The sequence below is a fragment of the Bacillus sp. FSL W8-0640 genome (assembly GCF_038007725.1).
GTDB lineage: Bacteria > Bacillota > Bacilli > Bacillales > Bacillaceae_G > Bacillus_A > Bacillus_A cereus.
The window spans coordinates 3,108,333-3,132,113 of record NZ_JBBOXT010000001.1 but is presented as its reverse complement, the minus strand read 5'-3'; the positions used below and the strand labels follow the sequence as shown (position 1 = coordinate 3,132,113).

Sequence of the window (23,781 nt, the reverse complement as noted above, 5' to 3'; positions counted from 1 at the left end):
TAAAGTGAGATTAGAAAATGAAGTCGTGCAGTCTTTATGTAGAATTGATTTTTTATCACACACTAGAAAATTAGAAGTTGATTTTGAGATAGTACCAACTTTAAAATTGGCTAGTAAAAGTATTAATCAATTAAAGTGGGAGAACCTTTGTTTAGATAAAATAGGAGATGTTACTTCACATTTATCAAAGAATTATAAAGAAATGTATAATAAAAATTGGAATAATTTAGCGATGGATATAAAAAAGGAAATTATTCCCGTTGTTGATGAAAAATTGTCTGTTCTGATTAGTGAAGGACAACTTTTAGAAAACATGAAAAGTCAAATTTTATTTGATATAATGAATATCGCACTATATAAAAGTTATTCTTTAGTATGCGAGTCTGAATTTTATAATTGTTTATACGAAGTATATATAAATGGTTATATTCCATGTGGGTGGACTGGAGAATATCCTAAAGGAAATATAAAAGTTATATGATAAGGAGTGAAGTTTTTTGGAAGAAAATAAAGATTTCCTTAATGAATGTATGAATATTATAAATACTACCATATATAAGGTTTTTAAAATAGACATCAATGATGAACAAGAAAAGCAAATCTTAGGTGCATACCTTTTTGGAATGTTTAATGGATTAGGACACGAAAAAAATATTAAACCTGTTGACATACAAGGTGCTATGATTCAGATTTTAAACGAAAAACTAAATTATTCTTTAGAGTCTGCTGTTCAATTTAGCCAGTTTCTTATTAATTCCACAGATAAAAATTTCCATCCTACTATGTTTGCTATTATTCATAGAGGATTGGAAGGATATTTCATGTATAAAGATGGTAGAAATGAAGAATTATCACGAGATTTTCATGATATTATTGAAGTTGTTAAAACAGCAACTTAAATTAGAATTAAGATAGTATGTGCTATTTCACTAGATTCTATGAGCGAAGGAGAAAGATTTTTAAAGAATAAAGTGAAATGGCTAAAGCAAGTCATGGGCATGTTAAACTAGAAAGCGGTCGAGATAATTCAAAGCCAATTATTATAGTGAAAGTTTCTTGAGAACTTATTCGGAAACAGGGTACGATGCACATGAAAATAAAAATAAAAATGACATTTATAGTGGTTACTGGAGTTTTGAAAGTGGAGCAATCGTAAAAATTTTAAAATTAGATGACTCAAATTTGAAAGATACTTCGTACTACCCTTATGATATGGTGCATTACCAAGAAAAATAAATGTAAGAATCCACAGTGATAAACTTTTACACTGTGGATTTTTTTGTCCATTTAATCGTTTTATTAAGGGTGAAAAAAGTTCATTTTGTTAATCCAATAAGTAAACATGGTGATATAGGTTCTACTACAGCAAATAATGAGTTGTTAAAAATTATTGATAGTTCTCTAGATTATAGTACATTTAAAAGAAGATTAAAAAATTGAGCACATTATAGATTGGAAGATGGAATAAATTCATTACCTGAAGGCTTAAGATAATTGATGTTACTATAATTTGTATATAGGGGGATTCATTATGGAAAATCCAGGCGTAATGTCTTTATGGATAGGTAATTTTAGAACTAAGCAAAGCCTAAAAGAATATGTTGAGATTAAGTTTGATGAAGTTGGGGATAGAACTCAATCTAAATTCATGAGAGACTTTAATCTCGATTTTATTGATTATAACCAAGATTTATTAGAGAGCACCTTGATAGAGGACTCCACTACATCGTTGACTACCCTTTTAAGTGGTTCCTCTTACGAAACGGAAATTTTATCACAATTTGTGGAACATTACGGGGAAGAATTGCCAGAAATCTATGATTCTGTTATTAGATTATATGATTTTGAGTACGATGGAGATATAGATGAAGTTAAATTTATAAGTGGAAATTTAATTCATATGGGGTCAGTTGTATATGAGGAATGGGATGAATAGTTTGTGATTTAGTGAAGGAAACTAACACGATTAGCTACAGTAACTGTCTAAGTATTTATTGCTGGATTTATAGGTTATATACTAGAGTGATAAAGCATGTGGTACTAAAATTGTATACGCAGCCAGGTAAGGCATGAGAACGAAAAAGAATAGGCTGTTAAAAAGTAAAGACCTCATGATGGTTGTACCATCATAGAGTATTATGTGCAATGATAGAATAGAAAATGAAGTACGAGCTTAGGCGAGAAGACATTTTATTGTGCGACGAATATAAAGACATGGAATGGATATTAAATTAACGAACTCGTACAAACTCGTAAGTTTTAACATAGTAGTTGTCATGACATACAAAAGGTGTCATACTTTTACTACAAAACTTACAAATTTATGCTATTTAAAAACATATGAACTTAAAGCGCTTGATTGTCAATTAAAGGCAACAAGTGCTTTTTTGCGTTTTAGCGTAGAAATAATGTGGTACAATCGCTTAAGGAAAATAAGACTTAAAAAAATGCATTAGATGCTATGAAAAATACTCCTATTCCAGTAGCAGTTAGGACGGTGGATACTGGAATAGGAATGAAGCTTCCTTATATAGAATCTTCAACTGTTGGAGAAGTAGTTGGAAAGTTTTCAAAGGCAAGTACGGTAGCTAAGGATGACGCTTATCAACTTGCTAAGGGTACGGGTAATGGTAAGCATTTAAATGATGTACCTAAAATAAAAGAAATTGAAGTGAACTTTAATAGAAATGTAAAACATGATTCAGAAGAGTTTGCGAGACAATTAAAAGACCAAGAAAAAGGTATGAATGAGCTTACAGTGGATGAGTATTTAAAAAAATCGTGAAAGATACATAGCACAGGGGCGAGCTATTGAAGGGAATGCTGCTCAACAAGCTGCTAGAGAAGAAGCTTATGTACAAAAGGTAAATGAACTACAAAGAGAAGGATTAACGTTATCAAATGCCAAGAAAAAAGCCAAGGAATGGCTAGATACTCAAGCTGCACTTCACAACCCTGACCAGATAGCAGGTGGAAAGGTAGAAATAATAGGAGGTATGGGAGATAAAAGGATTAATTCTTCTATAGGTAGTCAATGGCGGTATAGAATTGATATTGTTGATGAACAAATTAAGGAATTAGCCAAAAACATGACACCAGAACAACTAAAAAGTACTTATTTGAATGTAAAATTAACACATTAGAGGAGGAGTTTAGATGGAACAATATTTAAAAGATTTTAAGTTGCATAATAAAGTTCCGAGTGAAATCATTGAAAAGTATAAACATGTAGTACCTAATGAAATAATAAATTTATGGAGTAATTATGGATTTGGTACATTTATGCAAGGGTATTTTAAAAGTGTAAATCCAGAGGAATTTAAAGAGATTTTGGAGGAGAGTAGTCAAAGATATAAGGATTCAATAGTATTGTTTGCTACGGGTATGGGAGACTTGGTTATTTGGTCAGATGGATATGTTAGATTACTTAATTACAGGTATGGTATAGTAAAGACCATTATGTTTACATTTGAATTTTTCTTTCAAAATATTACTGATTTAGAATTTAGAGATGAAGATTTATCTTGGCAACCTTATCCTGAAGCGCTTAAACAATATAATGAGTTAGATTACGAGGAGTGTTTTGGTTATACACCTCTATTAGGTTTAGGTGGAGCAAAAAAAGTAGAGAACTTAAAAAAGGTCAAATTAAAGGAACATATTCTTATTATTACTAGTTTTATGGGGCCAGTACAATAATAGAATAAGTAGATATTTTATTACTAGGTAAATAGAGATATAGGATTCGTTCAAATGACTTAGACTTACTACTTAATTTATATTCTACAAGCGAATATGATAACGAAACACATTAACACATATATAAATCAATGAAAAACAAAGTTTATGTGAAGTGGATAGAAAAAATAATAGGTTGTTTGAAAATACATACTCCATGATGGTTGTACCATCATGGAGTACTGTGTGCAATGATAGAATAGAAAACGAAGTACGAGCTTAGGCGAGATGACATTTTACATGGCGATGAATATAAACACATGGAATGTATATTAAACTAACGAACTCGTACAAACTCGTAAGTTTTAATGTAGTAGTTGTTACCACATATAAAAGGTGTCATACTGTTACTACAAAACTTACAAATTTATGCTATTTTAAAAAATGAACTTAAAGCACTTGATTCTCTACTTGAGGCAACAAGTGCTTTTTTGCGTAGAAATTTAACAGATCACTATAATTTTATTATGTAAACTTTTTACATAGTTTTCTATACAACTAAAGAGAAGAAAAATGTTCACTATTACTTTCATTTCTGTTATAAAAATTCTACAATAGAAGACAGAACGTATATTTGGTATAATCAAAATATACTATATGAAATGATGTACATGAGTTTGAAATTCATGTAACGAGGTAAGCACTACATAACAATGACTAATATTTAAAGTTTTCGTACCTATAGAATTCAATTCATGTTATATAAATCAATTGTTAGAAAGGAACAGGTGTAATGAATCAAATTTCATTTGAAGATTTATTTGAAGAAGAAAAAGAAAAGGTGGAGGTAGCTGAGGTATGTAAGGTACCAGCCCCTTTATCACCATTACAAAAAGATATTTTAGAATTAATTGATTCTGAAGAAATAAGTGCGCTTGAGCTATGTGAACGATTAATACGATCTGGTAAAATACCCGATGAAAGATTCACTACGAATAAGCCTAAAGCATATGGACAAGTATGTTTACTATTAGAAGGTTTTGTTACAGAAGGAAAACTTATTTTTATCAAAGATGATGAGAAAAGAGATAGGGTATATAAATTGAAAGAAGAAGTTTGAGATGTATAGTGGGAGATGAATAATTGGTTCCCTTTAACTTGCAGCTCCGTTAGTCTAGTAATGTCCACAAAAAAGGTGTCAATCTCTCCTACATTGACACCTTACATACTTACGCTTAAAACCAAGTCTTCCTCTATCAAGTTCTTTCTGAATACTTTCAGAAGCATTTAACAAACTGCTTTTTTTATTATCACGTTTGACTTCAACTATACCAACTTCTTTTGCAATCTCGACTGCTTTTTCGTGTAGTGGTACATATGAAATTGCCACGGTGTTTAGGAAATTATTCATAGCGGATTTTGTTCGTTCTGGAGAATGATGAATTGTATCTTTCACCATTTCAAGCATATCGGAAATTTTACTTTCGGAAAACTCATTGTCTTTGCGATTTCCTAAAAGCCAACAGTAGCAACTCCATCCGGCAGACATTTTAAGCTCGTCCCCACTTGCAATCCATTTATCAGCAACATCTTGTGCAATATTTGACTCCGATAAAGTTACTGCCACTACATAATCAGATAGCATATAAAAATATGCCCCGTCTATCCAGCAATCAAAATCAGACTCACTCATAGCTTTTGGATCGGCAATAATACCTGCAAAGTACATAGCATCGTAGTTACCTGTGGCATAAAGCTCTTCAGCTAACTCTTGATTTAATTTTATTTTTTTAGCGATTGGTTTCATAGCACCTGTAGCTACTCCGAATACTGGCTCATGCGCACCGTTAGATATGTATATTTTTTTCGTTCGTTCCTTACCTAGAGCCTCAAGTTCTTGCATAACTGTTTTAAAATCCATAGTTGTGCAACTTCCTTTCTTCATGTGAAAGCCTTTTTAAGCTTTTCGTATTTCTTATGTTAATACTAATTGTATTCAAGAGGTATGTCTACTTTCTAAAAGTATCGAAACTTGGTTTGAATTTTAGATGAAATAAAGAGCTAATTAAAAGGGTGGTATAATATAGAAAAAGTGAATGATGAAAATTAAATAGGAGGTATTCAATTGGAAATAAAATTGAATCGATTATATAGAGAGATAACGGAAACGGTTCATGCCATGATTCCAGAAGAATGGGAGAAATTTTATTTTTATGCACAAATATCAGAAGCTGGAGGGGGAACTTACTTTTTCTATAACAACTTCAGAAATAAAGAAAATTATAAGTATAGTGTAGAAATTCCTTTTAAATACGAAGTTAATGAAGAGGAGTTTGAAAGGAAAGAAGATTCTTTATATAAATTGAGTAAGGAATTAAGAGATGTTTTTAAAGATAATCAGCAAGAGCTTTGGTACTCTTTTACAATGTCTCTGGAACATAGTGGGGAATTTAACATGCATTTCGATTATACCAATTGGCTCGAAACAGAATATAGTTTTAGTGATCAAATGATTATTTGGAAACATAAATACTTAGGTGAAGTACCAATTAATGAAAATGATAAAGCGTTAATTAATAAGTATGATAATGAATTTCCGAATAACCCCATTTAACTAAATGGAAAGAAGAAATGTTTTTTATAAAAATTATGTGTTTTAAAGTAGTCGGTAAGTTATAAAATTGGTTCTGCAAGATAAAAAATAAAGGAGAACTACAATGGAAGTACATGGAATGGTTTCAATATGGTTAGGTAATATGAAAACGCAAGATCAGTTAGATGCATATATCGATGTTACATATGATGAAGAAGGAGATGCTATACCAGCGAGTTTTTTTGTTGATTTTAATATTGATATGATTGATGTAGATGAGGATTTTATTGAAAAGGAAGTGTTAGAAGAAGCGAGTGATGACATTTCTATGTTATTAACGGGATGTTCATATGATGATAAAATATTATCTCGAATTAACGAAGTAGTTAAATTAAAGAAATCCTACAATTCTATCATATTAATTTATAATTTTCAGTATGACAATTCGGTTAGTAATTTTGAAGCTTTTGATTTTGTGACTGCTACAAGCTATCTATAGTTAGAAGCAAAGTATAGTAGAATAAAAAATACATTTGTATAGTTTTTCCAGTGAATATTTGGTATGATGGTGAATGGGAAAAATATACAAGTTGTTAGTGGTTCATAAAAGGGGGATTGAATTGAAAAGAACACCTGAATTCGTATTAGGTTTAATTGGTGGCATTTTGGGAATTATTATTTCCATAATATTAATAGTTGTAGCGTTTAATATTATGGAAGGTGTTGATTACGAACTTTTAGCTTATTACTCTATTATTTTAACGGTTCAAATAGGATTGTTCATTTTATCGTGTTTAGTAAACAAGGTTAATAATAAAGTTTATGGAGTTTGTATGATTGTGATTCCTATAGTTATGTTATTTATGTCATTATTCTTTTTACTTATTCCGACAATTTTACAAATTATATCTGGTTCATTTGCATTTAGGACATTAAAGTTAGAATCGAATGTAAGCTAAATATAATTATTAACGTCTGAATATTCGGTTTTTTAAACATTTTCGTTTGCAGTTCAAATTAACATAAAGTACAAAGTTGTACGCTTTAGGAGGAGAAATAGATGATTATTTGGTCTGGTTGGGGTTTTTTAGTCGCAATTATTGTAATTATTAATACTCTTTTGGGTAAGGCTATCTTTGGATCTATAACGGGGGACGCTACATATTTTCAAGACCATAGTTGGCCAATGGCGGTAATGTTTATTATATCAGGGGTTATGTCTTGGTATTTAGGTAAATATATTAATAAGCCAGATGGGAAAGTTTATATAGATACCGAAACTGGTGAAAAAGTTATGTTTAACAAAAAACACTCGCTATTTTTTATAAAAATGGAATATTGGGGACCAATTTTAGGAGTTATTGCGATTGTAACTTTAATTACAAGATAAAAAAAGAGGATGGGTATAGTAAGAGTAATCTATTCAAGTAGAAGGAGAAATCAGTCATGAATGCAAAGAAACTACTAGGGGTAGCAGTTCCGGTCATGTTGTTATTTGGTTGTGGAGTTTCTGAGAAAACGAACACTTCTAAACAGGAGAAAACGGAAGAGTCTAAAGTAAAAGAATCGAAGTCTAATAGTAAGAAAGAAAAAGTTTCAAAGGAAGACTATCCTAATAAAGTGTATAAATTAGGAGTAGAGTTTGATAAGTTGTTTGCGGAGCATAACAATATTACAAGAGAGGTTTTTGACGGTAAGAAAAAGAAATCAGATATAGTAGATAGTGTGAAAGAATTAAATAAAGTGTTAGATAAATTTGAGTCAATAGATCCCCCTACAGAGTATGTAAACCAACAAAAAGATTTTGAAAAAGCAATTAGTTATTTTAGAGAGTCTTTTTCTTTAATAAATGAAGTATTCACCAGAAAAGAAAAAAGAGAAAAAGGTGATAAGACTGATAAAGAGTTAATAGAGAAATCTGAAAAGCTAGTGAAAGAAGGAGATATTTACTGGCTTAAGGCATTCAAAGATCTTGAAGGGGATATTAAAATCGGTGACGGTACAGTATCAATGAAAGATTTGAAAGAGTTAGATAAGAAAGCTGGAATTAATACAGATAACGTTATGAAGAATGTGAAGGATGGTACGGAATTAATCGGTAATTGGGGATTCCAAGGAACAGACGGTTTCAATATGTCACTCATTTTAAAAGGTGATAAGACTTTTGAAACGTATGGTAAAGGTGAGTATCCAAATAAAAAGAATTATATTGAAGGAACTTGGGAATATGATAAGGAAGCTTTTACAATCTATTTACATCTCAATAAACGTTTAGTAGACGGTGTAGAAGATACAATTCAAAAAAAGAAAATAGCATATAAAGTTCAAGATTATGATGGGGAAAACTTGCGATTATTTAATGAGACGTCATTTAATACAATTAAGTATGTGAAGCAAAGTTAAAGTTATGTAGGACTAGGTTTAAATGGCCTGGTCCTTCATTAAAGTGCGAGTATGTAAATAATATGTTATCTTTCGTTCTGTTTACTTAGTATCATGTTATTCTTTAATAGAGTAATAAATGGAGTTTTGCATTAAATATATGAGGTTGGTTACAAATGATAAAAAAATTTACTAGATTAGTATTAATAGTGGTTATCCCAATCAGTCTTATTACAGGTTGTGGGGCTGCTGAAAAAACTGAAGCACAAAAGCCGAAAGCGGTACAAACGGAGAAAAAGGACTATATGGATTACTCATATGGTAGCAAAGGTATATTAGTAAGTGGCAAAGCGAAAGAACGGCAACAATACGAGATTGGATATATGGATGATAATAAGTTAATTGGGATTGACGAAAATATTGAAGACTGCATTATTTTAGATAATAAAGATGAAGCAGGTCTCATTTGGAAGCAAATAGAGCGTGGATCTATTATTGAAGTGCAATACGGTAAGGATCGCAATGATATCGTAGGCGTGCAATTCGTAGGAGATCGTGAGTCATATGAAATTAGTGATAAGTTTGATCGGAATACGATAAATGAGATTGTTGAAAACGTTAAAGGGAATTTGTAATAGATGTATTTCGATAGTATAGGATCTCTTATTATGAAATTGTATGCCGGTTATTTGTCTAAGTTTAAATTGATTATTTTGACGGTATTTGTAATTAGTTGTAAAATAATGTTTGTTGACGAATTTTATAAAAAGTATGTTAGATGAAATTCATCTGTAGGGATGACATATAAATATTTTCTTAATGGGTATAAGATAAAATAATTAAAATATATAAATAAAAAGAAAATATAATAGAAGTACATAGTAGATTTATATTTTTAAAAATTAATGTGACAATAAAGGGAGGTTGAGATACATACACGGTGGGAGTGTGTATGTATTTATTATAATAATGAATAAGACAATCAAACAACAAGTAATCGCACTATCAACAAGTCTAGTGATTTTAGGGAGCGTACCTTTATCAGCATCAGCAGAAGAGATAAATAACTCTCAAACTGATCAACTTAATATTGCCCAAGGAGAACACGGAACGAGCGGATTAAATTATTCTAATTTCAAGTTGGAAGTTCCTAATCATGTACAAATTAACGAAGCAGAAGTATCTGAAAATGAAAAAATGCTTTTAGAAGAATATAAGCATAAACATGATGAAACAGAAGAATTAAACAAAATGCAAGATGCTAAGAAGGGACAAGTAGCAGAAAAGGAAGCTATTTCAAACATTGAAAAGGCATTTGAATCTGTAGATGGTCGAAATGATGGATCTGATCGTCAAATGAAACCTGTTGCAAAGCCAAGAGGTATTCAATATAGTGCACAGAGTACGAAGAAATATGGAACACTTGCAGGAGTTCCATTTGTGGAGTGGATTGTTCCAGCAGGAAATCCTGATATTCGTCCTGCAAATCCGATGAAAGCACGTTACATTACAATTCATGAGACCGCAAATACAGCCGCTGGTGCTAATGCTGAAAATCACGCGAAATATTTATACAAGCAAGCAACGGAAGGCACTTTCCGAACAGCTTCATGGCATTTTACTGTAGACGATAAACAAATTTATCAACACTTACCAACAAACGAAAATGGTTGGCATGCAGGAGATGGAGATGGATCAGGAAACAGGGAGTCTATCGGTATTGAGATCGCGGTTAACCAAGACGGTGATTACAATAAAGCGTTAGAAAATGCAAAACGACTTGCAGGTTATTTAATGAACAAAGAAGGAATTGGTGCAGATCATATTTACAAGCATCAACAATGGAGCGGGAAAAAATGTCCTGACATTTTAATTTCACGTGGTAATTGGGCTGGTTTCGTACAAGGAATTCAGTGGTATGCAAATATAAATGCGCAGATTGATACGCCTTTACAAGATAAAAATGACTCATTTAATCCAAATGAAAATAATCCAGCTGAACCTAGCATGGAACTAGTGGTAAATGGTAGTGGTATCAATGTACGTAGTGATGCGGGTATTGAACATCGTGTTGTACGTAAAGCTTCAAACGGAGATCGTTACAAAGTATTAGCGGTTAAAAATGGTTGGTATAAAGTAGGTAATGGAGAATGGATTTTCTATGACCCAAGCTGGATTAAAATTAACTACAATGTACCAAAGGAAGAAGTACAAAAGCCTAAGGAAGAAGTACAAAAACCAAAAGATGATATTACAGGTGGCTGGTTTGAAGGGCATATTCGTAAATTAAACAGTCTAGGTATTATGCAAGGCGAAGGTAATGGTGTATTTGCGCCATATCGAAATGTAACGAGAGCGGAGTTTGCGAAATTAATCTCGAATGCTCTTAAACTACCAGAGGGAAATAAGTCATTTGTAGATATTAATGAGGCACATCCATCACTTCATGACGGTATTAAACGTTGTGCAAGTGCAGGAATTATTAATGGTCGTGGTGAAGGGATTTTTGATCCTAACTCACCAATTACTCGTGAAGAAGTATCTATTATGATTGACAAAGCATTACGATATAAAGGAATTACAGGTGAGTTAGTAGCATTACCATTTACAGATAAGCATTTAATAACATACAAAGAATCGGTTCAACGATTATACAGTCTAAAGGTAGTTAATGGTATTGGAAATAATGAGTTTGATCCTCGAGGCACAGCAACTCGTGGTCAGGCAGCTGCCTTTATTGTGAAGATGTTAGATTCAATGCAAAAATAAAATGAAACTTTAATCAGTGAGGGCCACTCGCACTGCAATCGAGCAGTTTATTCACCGAATTTTGAAATGAGAGTTTTACTGCCCGCAAATAGCAGAATAAATGGTATGTAGAAGCTGACATTGGTAGAAGTAAAAAATAAGAAGAATTTGAAAGGAGCTATCCAAAATAATAATTTGGAATAGCTCCTATTTAGTAGGAAGAACAAATTGTATTTCATAGATTGAATGTAGAATGCCCTTCCAAGCCCCTTATAAGCCCCTACCAAGTAATAAATCACTAAGAAAAAACAAAAACAAAAACAAAAACAAGAACAAAACAAGCGCGAAAAAATGAAACCGGCGTTGTAGTAGTAAAAAAATTGTAATTCGAATGCCAAAACCATTCCCGCATGCCTATCTTTATAATGAAGGATTAAAATTTTCCTATTTACTAGCAAAGAGTGGAGGGAAACATATGGCGGTATACCGTAATGTGCAGGTGAACTTTTGGCAAGATGAATTCATATTAGATTTAACGCCAGAGGAGCGTTATTTTTACATATATTTGTTAACTGGTACGAAAACGAAGCAATGTGGTATTTACATATTACCGAAGCGTGTGGCAGAGCTTGAAACAGGTTATAGTATGGAGACTGTTGAGAAGTTGCTAAACAGGTTTGTTGAGTATGGAAAGATTTTATATGATACGGAAACGAAAGAGGTATTCATAATAAACTGGTTATACTATAATCCTATTTCAAATACGAATGTGGAGAAGTGCGTATTACGTGAGTTAAAGACTGTAAAAAGTAATGAGTTCATACATATATTTTTACGTAAATGCCTTGAAGAAGAATACAAGATTCCATTAGTACTGCAGCATTTTGGTATGCCAAAAGAAGAGGATAATAGTAGTTCACAAGTAGTTATTGAAGAGAAAGAAGAAGCGGAAGAGATAGAGGTGGAAACCATAGAAGAGGACGTTCCAAATAGTGAAGTTTATAAGTTTTATGAACAAAATATTAGTAGTTTATCCCCATATATTGTGAAGGAATTGAAGAATTGGATACAAAGACTTTCTGGAGAGAAAGTGTTAGAGGTACTTAAAATTGCGTTTGAAAATAATAAGAAAACGTTAGCTTATGTGAAGGGGATTTTGAGGAATTGGTGTAGTGAAAAATTAAAGGATTTTAGTGGGGAGAAGTGCGTAATGGGAAGTTTAGAGAGAAGGAAATGTATTTTGAGTAGTGTATTTTAATTTACATTAACTTAACATAGAATGTATGTTCGTTTTTGTGAGATTTATGCTATACTACCATTAAATAAGGGTATTTTTATAATAGATAAAAAGATGCGGGGGGTACAAAGTTTGACTACTAGTACATCTGAGTTGTTTCAATATATTAATATGACAGAAGAACAGAAACAATTATCACAACGATATTTACAGACAAAAGAAGAAGAGATTTTAAAAGATATTCAACTAACGACAATTCGTGATCAAAAAAGAAGCGATTTTGCGGAGCGATTTATAAACGATTTTAGGAAAGTGCATAAACAAGATCCGGATTTTTTTCGATTATTTTACCATATACTCGAGGAGCAATTATTAAATGTTCTTGTAGTCCGTTTTGCGCATGTCAGTTTTTCTAAAATGAAGATTTATTTAGAAAAAAGTGCACTTCCTTTGGACAAACTTGTAGCAATCGCATGTAAATATTTATCCAGTATTTCAAGTTATGTGAATGAAGCAGATGTTTTTCTTAGAGAGTTAACAAGAGAGAATCCGAACTATATAGAGGGACAATTACATACTTTACCAACTAACCAGCAAGTAACATTACTTCTTGTAATGTTTGATGTAGATTATGAAAAGTTTCGTACATATAGTTCTTTATTGAATGAGAGGTTAGAAGAACATACAGAATTTATATTGAAACTGCTAGGGGAAAAGGAAAAGGTTGAAGCAGTTAAACGGTATTTAAAAGGTAAAGATGATAGTGAAGTATTTATAGGTGGGAATTTACCGGAACATATTTGGCGGCTATTATTTTGTGTTCATAAATATTCGAATGTTGCGAGGCGATATATTGAAATATTGGCGAAGAAAAATGTTTGGGGTTTTATAAACTATGCAACACGTTATATGTGTCACACTCTCGGTCAGTCTCAAAACTACAAAAAAACTGGTAGTGTAAATAGAGAAACATATGAAGAAATTCAAAGTTTTTGTACACAGTTTTGGATTTCTAAGGAAAGATTTTTTGCGCATCGTCTAAGGCAACATGATTTAAATAGTGAGGATTTTTGTAAGACGTATGAATATGAATTGCTATGCTTTATGTTGGAGGAAGATCCTGAATTTATTCAACGTACTTTGCAATATGTAAGTAAAATGAATTATCTCATCATCGCACGCACGTTAGCTGAAAAAGGATATGAGCTAAATATAGGGAAAATGCGAGAAGAATTTTTTGTTGCTGCTTTGCAAATAAAATTGTCTACAGTGCGGGATACATATCGTGATTATTTACTAGGGAAATTGTCACTTGAGGATATGGAGCAAATACTTAAAAATCCGAAATATAGAAGTATGTATTGGGGTATGCCGGTGTTAGAGGTTGCGCTTCTTTGGGATATAGATGATATAGCGAAGAGGGAAGCTGTACTTACACTACAGTTTGGAGATGAAGATAGTGTTAATTTATACGAACTTCTTTACGAATGTTCTGTCAGAGGAGTAGAACCGAAACAAGTATTAGAAGATCTGCTTTCGTATGGATTAAGTAAGGAAAAGCTTATCGCTTATGCAGTTGAAGAAGCTGCATGCTACAGTGAAGAGCGAAATAAGGCGAAGGAAGCGCTTGTTTGTGTAATTGTAAAAGAACAAGCGTACATCATTGAACGATTTGATGAGTATTCTGCTGTGGCCAAAGCATATATTTTAGAAGAGTTAGCAAAGGATAACATGATTAAAATGCGTCCAATTTTAATTAAAAGCTTAGGAGATTCATCTAAAAAAATGCGTGAGTCTGTAGTTAAACTGCTTTCAAAAGATGTAGAAGCTGCAGCAGATGTAGCAGTTGAACTTCATAATAAAAAGAAAATTGTTCGTGAAAATGTGATGAAAATACTTATAGAGTATAAGCTTGAAAAATATACGAAACTTGTACAGGAAGCTTTGCAAGAAAGTAAAAATGAATCTTTCGCAGGAAAATTCTCGTTTTTATTTCAAACGGAGGAAGAAAAGATAGAAGAACTATGTGCACGTATTTTAACTGAACAAACAAGAAATTCACTTCTGCAATTGATTGGGGATGAGCCACAAATCCGTTTACGTGACTCTGATGAAATTGCTGATGCTGCAATTCCGTTAGCCTATTTACAACAGTATATTTCAGATGCTGTTATTGAGAAGAAAGAAACAGCAGAAGTAATTGGTAGAGCTTTAAATGAAGAGGACTTAAAAGAATATGTGCAAACAATATATCAAATATGGATTTCTCAAGACGCAGATGTGAAGAAACGTGGAATTCTTTCGCTATACGGAATGTATAGTGACGACAAAATGGTCGACATACTTATAAAGCAAATTGATGAATGGGTGCTTCAAATGAGAGGAAAGATAGCAGCGGATGCCGTTCGTGCTTTAGGTTTGTCTTCATCTAAGCTTGCACTTATGTCTATTCATGCAATAGCATTTAAATATAAACATAAGCAAGTACGTAATGCAGCAAAAGAAGCGCTAAGTCTTGCTGCGAAAACACGTGGTATAACAGAGGAAGAGCTGGAAGATCAATTGGTGCCGGACCTTGGCTTTACTATACATGGTGAAAAAATAATTGATTTCGGGAATCGAAGTTTTACTGCCATTTTAACTACAGAGTCAAAAATTGAATTAGAGACAGAAGAAGGAAAACGTATGAAGTCACTTCCAAAGCCGAATGCAAAAGATGATGTAGAAAAGGATGAAGAGGCTAAAAAAGAATTAGCCTCTTTAAAGAAGGAACTCCGAAATACTCTTTCCATGCAAAAACAACGATTGGAAACGGCACTTTCATTAAAGCGTTATTGGTCACATAATGCATGGAAGTCTGTATTTATGGATAATCCAATTATGAAGCAATTTTCTATTTCACTCATTTGGGGTGAGTATAAGGAAGGGAAGTTGCTGAAGGCATTCCGTTATGCAGAAGGTGGCGTGTTCTGTACAATTGACGGGAAGAGTTATGAACTTTCATCTGGCACTGTTATTGGTTTCGTTCATCCGTTAGAATTGTCTGGGGCGGAGAAGGAATTATGGAAAGAGCAATTAGAAAGTGCGGGAATTGTTCAGCCGTTCCTACAAATTGAGCGTCCAGTGTTTGTAGTAGAAGAGAATGATGAGAGTGCTATTGAGAGATTTGGCGGTATTTTACTAAATGGTCGTTCGTTATTCGGTAAGATGACGAAGCTTGGATGGATCCGTGGGTCTGTTCAAGATGGCGGTGTGTATTATACATTTTACAAAGAAGATACTCGTACCGGATTAGGCGTGCAATTGTCATTTAGCGGAGCGCCGATTGGTTATGAAGATGAAGAAGATGTATGTGTATTTGACATTCAATTTTATAAAGCAGGTACAGTGAATCGTGGTTCATATGAATACGATGAGATTGATGATGAAAGACGCATTGTACCAAAAGAAGTAGATAAACGCTTCTTTAGTGAAATGTTATATGATGTGCAAGTAGCGACAGATTCAAATCTTGGGCATAATGAAAGTTGGCGTAGCGAACGATAAGAAAAACCCCCTTCATTGGTAGGAAAATGAAGGGGGTTTTTCAATGTTTCAAAAGGTTCTTTCATAATAGAAGCGAATTAGGGGGAAGAGGATTTTTATCCTTTTAGAAGGGATTGGTATCATGATCAAATAGATGATTTATCATACGACTACACTGAATACAGCGGGAATAGAAGGGAAAATGTTAACGTTACAGCCACGGTAATGATAGAAAAGACTTTTACTATATGTAAGAGTCTCTTTTTTTGTAAACGCGACAAAATTTGACAAAAAAATTTGCAGGAACTTGTTATAATTTCTGTTGGAATATTTTGTTTAACGAGAAATGGGTGTATAGCGTAAAAGATTTCGATGTCATACAAATACATTTTTTGTTTTACATTCAAGGATTTCATAAGAGAAGAATTACAAAAATGAATGACATGGAGAAGTCATAGGGGGAGAGGAGATTTAGCATGAGTATTAAAGTAATAAGAGCAACAGGGGTAATGGGAGGAGCAGCAAGAGTTGCTGTAAAGGTAGATAACGAAGTAGTAATGAAACTTGAGAATAACGAAGAATATACGCTTCCTTTTGAATTAGATGAAGCGAATATTAAAGTAAAACAATTCTTTTTTGGAAGTAAAGAAAAGAAAGTAAAGGATGGCGATGTAGTAGAAATTAAGATAAATAGTATTGCTATGCTATTACTGATGGTGTCAATGATGGCTGTTTTATTTGGTTCGTCAATTGGTATAAATATTGTTGTTTTTGGTATGATAGGAGCTTTAGTTACATTAGTATACGGATTGAATAACTGGTTTCGTTTAGAGGTTAAATAATTATTGTATATATATTTATTTCAGTTGATTTACTATACATGGGATGAAAATATTTTTAAGTGGGAAATGGGGAGAATCAGTATGAAGAAAATGGTTGTAATATCTAGTTTGGCGCTAATAGTAGGTTTAACAACTGGTTGTAGCAGTGAAAAAACAAGTGGACCTAAAACAGTATCTGTAAAAAAAGAAAAAGAGTTAGTAGCGAAAGATATTTTTAAAAAAGCAGCTGACGGATTAAAACAAGAGGAATATCTTACATTGACATCTCTTATGTCAATGAAGGGGAGCGGCCAATCAGAAGAAATTAAAATGAAAATACAAATGGAGCCGAAACTGAAGAATTCTAGAGCTGAAATGAAAATAAGTGGTACAGATATTGTAACGTATGAAGTAGATGGAAAGGTCGCTGCTCAAGTGAAAAACCCTGATACAGGAGAGTTAGTTACGATACCTAATGATCAATTTAATGTAAATGATGTAATGGTCAGTAAAAATTTACTTAATGAGTTAGATTTACCGGAAGCTTTGGCTAAGAAAATGAAAGCAAAGAAAGATGGAGACACATATAAACTTACACTTGATTTAAAGGGAAAAGAAGCGGTAGATACGTTACAAAAAATTAATGGAGATATGAAAAAATTAACGGAAGGATTTAATATGGATGCGTTTAATATTGAATATATAATAACAAAAGATTATAAATTTGAAGAGATGCGAACAACTATAAAAGTGAGTGAAAGTAACTCAGATAAAAAAGCTAGTACAGATAAGGAAAAATTGGATGCAGTTGTGAGTATAAAGATTGATTCATATGAAAAGTTTGATTCAATTAAGTTACCAGAAGGGATTCAATAATTTCAATCGTAAAAGGATAAAAAGGAGCGGAAATCTGCTCCTTTTTTATTTTTCCTACTATTTTTAGAAGATTTATATGAATATAGTTGAACGGCACTTCATTTTTTTCTGGAATAAATGTGAAACGTTGTATAAAATAATCAAGAAAGGAAAAAATTATAGGGGGAAAGTTGTGAAGAAAAATAAGAGTTTAATAAGTTTTTTAGGAGTGTTTATTATGTTGTTTTCTTTTTGTTTTCAAGGAAATGTACAGGCAGATGTAAATACTGTTCAATCTGGAAAAATCAAATCAGGAAACGTAACAGTATGGGAAGTTGGAAATGTAGCGAAAGTATTAGCGGATGTGGAGCGCTTAAATTTAAATACAGTAAATGTACCGATTCAAGTAGATATCCCAAATGTGACTTCTACTAATATGGTAATTAATCAAGCGCAAAAGCAACAAGCTATTATTTTAATTCAAGAATTATTAAAGCGTAATATTCAAGTTATAGTGGAACCGTTCCCATATATTCAGCAGGGGAATGTTGGAGAGACAGAATGGAACCCAAGTAACATTAATGATTTCTTCTGGAATTGGAAGACGGTTATTCTGCAAGATATTTTTAATTCCATTACAAGTAAATACAATGTGTATGGACTAAAGATTGCTTCTAATTTCGTGAATATGGAGTATGCAGAAGGATACTGGAGCGATACAATTGATTTTGTTCGTAATCAGTATAAAGGAAATGTTTTGTATCAAATGAACTGGTGGTTAACAGCAAGCTGGGATCCTTCTTATGAAGCGAAGTTTATAGAGAAAATAAACCGTCCGTATTTAAAGAAGGTAGATATTGTTAGTATCGATAGTTGGTTTGAAGTTTCTGGAAAAAGGAATCCGTCATATGAAGAAGTGAAGCAAGGTTTATTTGCGACGACAGTATATAACCGTGGACAAAATGTTGTTCAGCAATTGGAACAATTACATAATGCAACAGGAAAGCCCGTTTATTTTGGTGGATTTAACGTTCCAGCGCGTGAACTTGGACTGCAAAATCCGTGGAATCCAGATGTTTCTAATGTGTTTTCGAAAGATGTACAATTAAATGGATGGCGTGCTTACCGCGATGTATTAGAACCGAAACCATATTTTAAAGGTTTTTCAATTTGGTTTATTGGCTCTAATGATAGTACACATCCGTATCAAATACATAGTAAAGAAGCGGAGGCAGTTATTAACGGCTGGTACCGAAAATAATTTTTATAAAATAGGTAAGTTTTGAAGTTTACTACATATATTTCTAGTGAAAGGCCTTTCACCATCTTATCACCTAGGGGGCAATCATAATGAAATTTTTGTCTTACCTTACAGTAATTTTGGTGATTCTCGGCGGTTTGAATTGGTTGTTTGTAGCGTTAGATTACAATGTAGTTGAGAAATGGTTTGGTTCTATGCCGGCGCTTGTGGACACTATTTATTGGCTCATTGGTCTTTCTGCTATTTATCAAATTTTTGATCGGTTCTTCACGGACAATTAGCAATTATACTTTATTACTAGAGTGTTAAGTACGATTATGTACTTAACACTTTTTTGTATGTTTATAAAAATAGTTTGCACATGCAAGCGATTCCATTGCGTCTTGCGCCGTAATAATAGAAAACAAATTGACCACGTATTATATTTTGGGTTATAATTCAGAAAGTTTAAAAATTAATAAAAATGAGAAATAGGGAGGTTATGAGGGTAATGGAGAGAGTCTATAATTTTTCAGCAGGACCATCAATACTCCCTTTGCCAGTTTTAGAGAAAGTGCAAAAGGAGCTTGTAAATTATAACGGGACAGGCATGTCTATTATGGAAATGAGTCATCGATCTTCTTATTTTCAAAGTATTATAGAGGAAGCGAGTAACTTACTTCGTGAATTAATGAGCATCCCTGATGAGTATGAAGTTTTATTTTTACAAGGCGGTGCGTCATTACAATTTTCTATGATACCACTGAACTTAATGAATACGTATAAAAAAGCTGGATACGTACTAACTGGCTCATGGTCTAAAAAGGCACTGCAAGAAGCCGAAAAAGTTGGGGAAGTACAAGTAATTGCTTCTTCCGAGCAAGAGAAGTTTACTACGATTCCTAAACTGGACGGTTTACTAAGCGATGAAAAACTAGATTATGTACATATTACAACGAATAATACAATTGAGGGGACAAAATATGTGGATATTCCACATATAGAAAGAGTGCCGCTCGTTGCGGATATGTCTTCAAATATTTTGTCAGAACAATATGATGTTTCGAAGTTTGGTCTTATATACGCGGGGGCGCAAAAGAATTTAGGACCTGCGGGCTTAACGATTGCTATTATAAAAAGAGATTTAATTGGGGGAGCAGATCGCTCTTGTCCGACAATGTTAAATTATGAAACTTACAGTAAAAATAACTCCTTATATAATACACCGCCATCCTTTAGTATTTACGTAACAAAACTTGTACTAGAGTGGTTGAAAGAGCAAGGCGGAGTATCTGCGATTGAAGAACAAAATAGAATGAAATCTTCACTTATTTATCATTTTTTAGATGAATCTAAATTGTTTACTTCACCAGTTGATCCTGCGTATCGATCACTTATGAACATTCCATTTACAACACCGTCAGAAGAACTTAACAATGAGTTTTTACAAAAAGCGAAGGAACGCGGCCTTGTTACGTTAAAAGGACATCGCTCAGTTGGCGGTATGCGTGCCAGTATTTACAATGCGATGCCAGCACACGGCGTAAAACGATTAGTAGATTATATGAAGGAATTTGAGCTTGAGAATAGATAGGGAGATGGGGATATGTTTCGTGTTCAAACGTTAAATCAAATTGCAGAAAAAGGTTTGCAAGTTTTTACTGAAGAACGTTATGAAGTAGGAGATAGAATCAATCATCCAGATGGAATTTTGCTTCGTAGCTACTCTTTACATCAAGAAGAGTTTTCAAAAGACTTAAAGGCGATTGCAAGAGCTGGCGCTGGTGTAAATAATATTCCTGTCGAGCGATGTACAGAAAAAGGAATTGTAGTATTTAACACGCCGGGGGCAAATGCTAATGCAGTAAAGGAACTCATTATTGCCAGTCTTATTATGTCTTCACGCAACATTATTAATGGTGTAAGTTGGACGAAAAACTTAGAGGGTGAAGAAGTACCACAGCTTGTTGAATCAGGAAAAAAACAATTTGTTGGATCAGAAATTGCAGGGAAACGTCTAGGTGTTATCGGACTTGGCGCAATCGGTGCTTTAGTTGCGAACGATGCGTTAGCGTTAGGCATGGATGTTATCGGATATGATCCTTATATTTCAGTTGAAACAGCTTGGCGTCTTTCTACACATGTGCAAAGAGCATTTAGTCTTGATGAAATTTTTGCAACGTGTGATTATATTACACTGCATATTCCTCTTACGAATCAAACGAAGGGGATCATTGGGGAACACGCTGTAGAGAAGATGAAAAGAGGGATGCGTCTATTTAATTTCTCTAGAGGAGAACTTGTAGATGAAAAGGTTCTTCAAAAAGCATTAGAAGAAGATATTATTACACATTACGTAACGGATTTCCCGAATGAGAATGTAATAAAGATGAAAAATGTAACAGCGACGCCTCACCTTGGTGCATCAACGTCTGAATCGGAAGAAAATTGTGCAGTAATGGCGGCGCGTCAATTACGTGAATATTTAGAGACAGGAAATATTCGTAACTCAGTAAATTATCCAAACGTAGAATTGCCGTATATCGGAAAGAAACGAATTACAATTATGCATCAAAACGTCCCGAATATGGTAGGGCAAATTACAGGATGCTTAGCGGAACATCATATTAATATTGCTGATATGATTAATCGTAGTAAACATTCTTGGGCATACACAATGATTGATATCGATAACGGAATTGATGATATAATAAAAGAGAATATTGTAGAAAATATAAGCAAAATTACAGGTGTTGTAGCCGTTCGAATGATTGTGTAAAGGAGAGAGGAATGTGGCAAAAATACGACCGTTTCGGGCCATTCGTCCAGTAGAGGAAAAAGCGGCACAAGTGGCAGCTTTACCGTATGACGTATTAAATAGTGAAGAGGCAAGGGAAGTTGTAAAAGGGAATCCATATTCTTTCTTGCATGTTGATAAAGCAGAAATTGATTTAGATCCTGAATTGTCACCGTATGATGATCGCGTGTATGAAAAAGCGGGCGACAATTTAAAGCAATTTATACGAGAAGAAGTGTTCATACAAGATGAAGAGCCAGCGCTATATATTTATGAACTGACGATGCAAGGAAGAACGCAGTCAGGCCTTGTCGTTTGTACATCTATTGATGAGTATGAAGATGATACAATTAAAAAACATGAAAGAACACGTCATGAAAAAGAACTAGATCGTATTCGCCACGTAGATGTGTGTGACGCAAATACAGGTCCGATATTTTTAACTTACCGTACAAAAGATGAAGTAAAGCATTTAATTAGAAGCTGGAAAGAAGAGCATGCGCCAATTTATACATTTACAGCAGAAGACGGTGTTAAGCATGTTGCGTGGAAGATTGCAGATGAAGATGTAATTACGACTTTAGTAAACGCATTTGAAGATATTCCTAATCTTTATATTGCAGATGGGCATCACCGTTCTGCATCAGCTGCAAAAGTAGGACTTATGAGAAGAGAACAATATCCAAATTACACAGAAGAAGAGGAATTTAATTTCTTCTTATCGGTTCTATTCCCTCATGATGAATTATCGATTTGGGACTATAACCGAGTTGTGAAAGATTTAAACGGTTTATCAGAAGAACAGTTTTTAAAACAAATCAAGCAATACTTCTATGTAGAAGAAGCACCTGTTTCTCCGTATAAACCAAATGAACCAAAAACATTTGGAATGTATGTAAATGAGAAGTGGTATAAGCTTACTGTGAAAGAAGAAACATTTGATGCGAATGATCTTGTTAGAGGTTTAGATGTATCTATCCTGCAAGATCATTTATTAAGCCAAGTACTTGAAATACATGATCCGCGTTCTGATTCACGTATCGATTTTGTCGGAGGAATCCGCGGATTAGAAGAACTAGAACGCCTTGTGAACAGCGGCGAATACAAAGCAGCATTCGCATTATATCCGACATCTATGGAAGATTTATTAGCAATCGCAGATGCCGGAGAAGTCATGCCGCCGAAATCAACGTGGTTTGAACCGAAACTGCGTAGTGGGTTGTTTGTTCATTCTTTAAAGTAAATATTGACTTCTATAGTTTTGAAAAACCGAAATGATTTGAGTTTCGGTTTTTCTTATTTTAAAAGAGTTTTTGAGGAGGGGCATGGGATGAAATTACAAGTAGGCGAAAAAATCACCTTTGAACGAACGTTTACAAAAGAAGATGTTGCGTTATTTACGGAAGTATCGAAAGATGAAGGTGTTCATCATGTTACACCAGATGAGCAGGGGAGATTTGTTGTACAAGGGCTTTTAACATCAACACTACCTACAAAAATTGGCGGTGATTATAACGTACTAGCTCGCAAGATGGATTTTGAATTTTTACGTCCTGTGTTTAGTGGTGACACAATTCGTTGTGACTTAACCATTGAACAATTTGAACCCGATGAAAAAAATCGTACAAATATTACTGCGATGTTTATATGTAGGAATCAACTTGAAAAGGAAGTTATGAAGGGGAGTTTTTCTGGGATTATTCTTTAGTTAGTAGGAAAAGTAATGAATAGGTGGGGGCCATGTCACTCGGGCTTAGGTTTTTAATTCCACCATAACGAAAATGATATGCATTGCTGTATATTGATAATATACTCTGTTCATTTTTAACTTGAATAAGCTCGTTGACAAAAAGGACATTCCTAGTATTACAAGAAATGTCCTTTCCACTAAATTATAAGGTATTT

Annotated in this window: 23 protein-coding genes and 2 pseudogenes; 24 read left to right on the top strand and 1 reads right to left on the bottom strand. The window is 33.4% G+C overall.

Annotated features, from left to right (window positions below; all coding sequences use genetic code 11):
• The first annotated feature begins 4 nt into the window (after nucleotides 1-4).
• From N2V80_RS16170 to N2V80_RS16140, 7 genes and pseudogenes are all read left to right on the top strand, one after another.
• A complete protein-coding gene (locus N2V80_RS16170) occupies nucleotides 5-481 on the top strand; it encodes a hypothetical protein (RefSeq protein ID WP_001235346.1) in 477 nt (158 codons plus the stop codon).
• A gap of 16 nt (nucleotides 482-497) precedes the next feature.
• Entirely contained in the window at nucleotides 498-899 is a 402-nt protein-coding gene (gene imm48 / locus N2V80_RS16165; protein ID WP_000392122.1) for an Imm48 family immunity protein, read from the top strand.
• A 130-nt stretch (nucleotides 900-1,029) separates the two neighbouring features.
• Nucleotides 1,030-1,236: pseudogene (locus N2V80_RS16160) on the top strand (PoNe immunity protein domain-containing protein); the annotation flags it as partial.
• 295 nt (nucleotides 1,237-1,531) lie between these two features.
• Nucleotides 1,532-1,936: an immunity 22 family protein gene (locus N2V80_RS16155; protein ID WP_000431157.1), complete on the top strand. Its 405-nt coding sequence runs from the start codon at nucleotides 1,532-1,534 to the stop codon at nucleotides 1,934-1,936.
• Nucleotides 1,937-2,407: 471 nt separating this feature from the next.
• Nucleotides 2,408-3,143, top strand: a pseudogene (locus tag N2V80_RS16150) (polymorphic toxin type 15 domain-containing protein); the annotation flags it as partial.
• Nucleotides 3,144-3,156: 13 nt separating this feature from the next.
• Nucleotides 3,157-3,699 carry a T6SS immunity protein Tdi1 domain-containing protein gene (locus N2V80_RS16145; RefSeq protein WP_000438859.1) on the top strand — a complete coding sequence of 181 codons (543 nt, stop codon included), beginning with the start codon at nucleotides 3,157-3,159 and terminating at the stop codon, nucleotides 3,697-3,699.
• A gap of 772 nt (nucleotides 3,700-4,471) precedes the next feature.
• On the top strand, nucleotides 4,472-4,798 hold the full coding sequence (locus tag N2V80_RS16140) for a DUF3895 domain-containing protein (RefSeq protein WP_001071909.1): 327 nt from the start codon (nucleotides 4,472-4,474) through the stop codon (nucleotides 4,796-4,798).
• A gap of 78 nt (nucleotides 4,799-4,876) precedes the next feature.
• Here the strand turns inward: N2V80_RS16140 and N2V80_RS16135 are convergent, their stop codons facing one another.
• The gene (locus tag N2V80_RS16135; protein ID WP_061654920.1) at nucleotides 4,877-5,599 is read right to left on the bottom strand and encodes a DNA alkylation repair protein; all 723 of its coding nucleotides are present in this window, start codon (nucleotides 5,597-5,599) and stop codon (nucleotides 4,877-4,879) included.
• A 204-nt stretch (nucleotides 5,600-5,803) separates the two neighbouring features.
• On the opposite strand from N2V80_RS16135, the gene N2V80_RS16130 reads away from it, so the two are divergent.
• The 17 genes from N2V80_RS16130 to N2V80_RS16050 all read left to right on the top strand — a co-directional run bounded on the left by N2V80_RS16130 (nucleotide 5,804) and on the right by N2V80_RS16050 (nucleotide 23,584).
• A complete protein-coding gene (locus tag N2V80_RS16130; protein WP_061654919.1) occupies nucleotides 5,804-6,292 on the top strand; it encodes an antitoxin YezG family protein in 489 nt (162 codons plus the stop codon).
• A gap of 103 nt (nucleotides 6,293-6,395) precedes the next feature.
• Nucleotides 6,396-6,770, top strand: coding sequence for an immunity 22 family protein (locus tag N2V80_RS16125; RefSeq protein ID WP_000451798.1), 375 nt, complete (start codon nucleotides 6,396-6,398; stop codon nucleotides 6,768-6,770).
• A gap of 121 nt (nucleotides 6,771-6,891) precedes the next feature.
• On the top strand, nucleotides 6,892-7,230 hold the full coding sequence (locus tag N2V80_RS16120) for a DUF4064 domain-containing protein (RefSeq protein WP_000831724.1): 339 nt from the start codon (nucleotides 6,892-6,894) through the stop codon (nucleotides 7,228-7,230).
• Between the two features lie 101 nt (nucleotides 7,231-7,331).
• Nucleotides 7,332-7,661 (top strand): hypothetical protein, encoded by a 330-nt coding sequence (locus N2V80_RS16115; RefSeq protein ID WP_000587855.1) that lies wholly within the window; start codon nucleotides 7,332-7,334, stop codon nucleotides 7,659-7,661.
• A 56-nt stretch (nucleotides 7,662-7,717) separates the two neighbouring features.
• Nucleotides 7,718-8,674, top strand: a complete 957-nt coding sequence (locus N2V80_RS16110) for a DUF3994 domain-containing protein (RefSeq protein WP_000992212.1) — start codon at nucleotides 7,718-7,720, stop codon at nucleotides 8,672-8,674.
• Nucleotides 8,675-8,829: 155 nt separating this feature from the next.
• The gene (locus tag N2V80_RS16105; protein ID WP_000591634.1) at nucleotides 8,830-9,288 is read left to right on the top strand and encodes a hypothetical protein; all 459 of its coding nucleotides are present in this window, start codon (nucleotides 8,830-8,832) and stop codon (nucleotides 9,286-9,288) included.
• Nucleotides 9,289-9,622: 334 nt separating this feature from the next.
• Entirely contained in the window at nucleotides 9,623-11,422 is a 1,800-nt protein-coding gene (locus tag N2V80_RS16100; RefSeq protein ID WP_033695108.1) for an S-layer homology domain-containing protein, read from the top strand.
• Between the two features lie 454 nt (nucleotides 11,423-11,876).
• Nucleotides 11,877-12,659 (top strand): DnaD domain-containing protein, encoded by a 783-nt coding sequence (locus tag N2V80_RS16095; RefSeq protein WP_016111580.1) that lies wholly within the window; start codon nucleotides 11,877-11,879, stop codon nucleotides 12,657-12,659.
• Nucleotides 12,660-12,770: 111 nt separating this feature from the next.
• Nucleotides 12,771-16,184: a DUF4132 domain-containing protein gene (locus N2V80_RS16090; RefSeq protein WP_061654918.1), complete on the top strand. Its 3,414-nt coding sequence runs from the start codon at nucleotides 12,771-12,773 to the stop codon at nucleotides 16,182-16,184.
• 455 nt (nucleotides 16,185-16,639) lie between these two features.
• A complete protein-coding gene (locus N2V80_RS16085; protein ID WP_000025025.1) occupies nucleotides 16,640-17,005 on the top strand; it encodes a hypothetical protein in 366 nt (121 codons plus the stop codon).
• 81 nt (nucleotides 17,006-17,086) lie between these two features.
• Complete coding sequence (locus tag N2V80_RS16080) at nucleotides 17,087-17,860, top strand: DUF6612 family protein (protein ID WP_000738989.1); 774 nt, start codon at nucleotides 17,087-17,089, stop codon at nucleotides 17,858-17,860.
• Nucleotides 17,861-18,032: 172 nt separating this feature from the next.
• A complete protein-coding gene (locus N2V80_RS16075; protein ID WP_000739763.1) occupies nucleotides 18,033-19,100 on the top strand; it encodes a glycoside hydrolase family 113 in 1,068 nt (355 codons plus the stop codon).
• 89 nt (nucleotides 19,101-19,189) lie between these two features.
• Nucleotides 19,190-19,381 carry a DUF378 domain-containing protein gene (locus N2V80_RS16070; protein WP_000670803.1) on the top strand — a complete coding sequence of 64 codons (192 nt, stop codon included), beginning with the start codon at nucleotides 19,190-19,192 and terminating at the stop codon, nucleotides 19,379-19,381.
• A 209-nt stretch (nucleotides 19,382-19,590) separates the two neighbouring features.
• Entirely contained in the window at nucleotides 19,591-20,673 is a 1,083-nt protein-coding gene (serC, locus tag N2V80_RS16065) for a 3-phosphoserine/phosphohydroxythreonine transaminase (RefSeq protein WP_000442941.1), read from the top strand.
• Nucleotides 20,674-20,685: 12 nt separating this feature from the next.
• Nucleotides 20,686-21,858, top strand: a complete 1,173-nt coding sequence (locus N2V80_RS16060; RefSeq protein ID WP_000490228.1) for a 3-phosphoglycerate dehydrogenase family protein — start codon at nucleotides 20,686-20,688, stop codon at nucleotides 21,856-21,858.
• A 13-nt stretch (nucleotides 21,859-21,871) separates the two neighbouring features.
• Nucleotides 21,872-23,119, top strand: a complete 1,248-nt coding sequence (locus N2V80_RS16055) for a DUF1015 domain-containing protein (protein WP_061654917.1) — start codon at nucleotides 21,872-21,874, stop codon at nucleotides 23,117-23,119.
• An 87-nt stretch (nucleotides 23,120-23,206) separates the two neighbouring features.
• Nucleotides 23,207-23,584, top strand: coding sequence for a hypothetical protein (locus tag N2V80_RS16050; RefSeq protein WP_000776359.1), 378 nt, complete (start codon nucleotides 23,207-23,209; stop codon nucleotides 23,582-23,584).
• Nucleotides 23,585-23,781 lie beyond the last annotated feature (197 nt).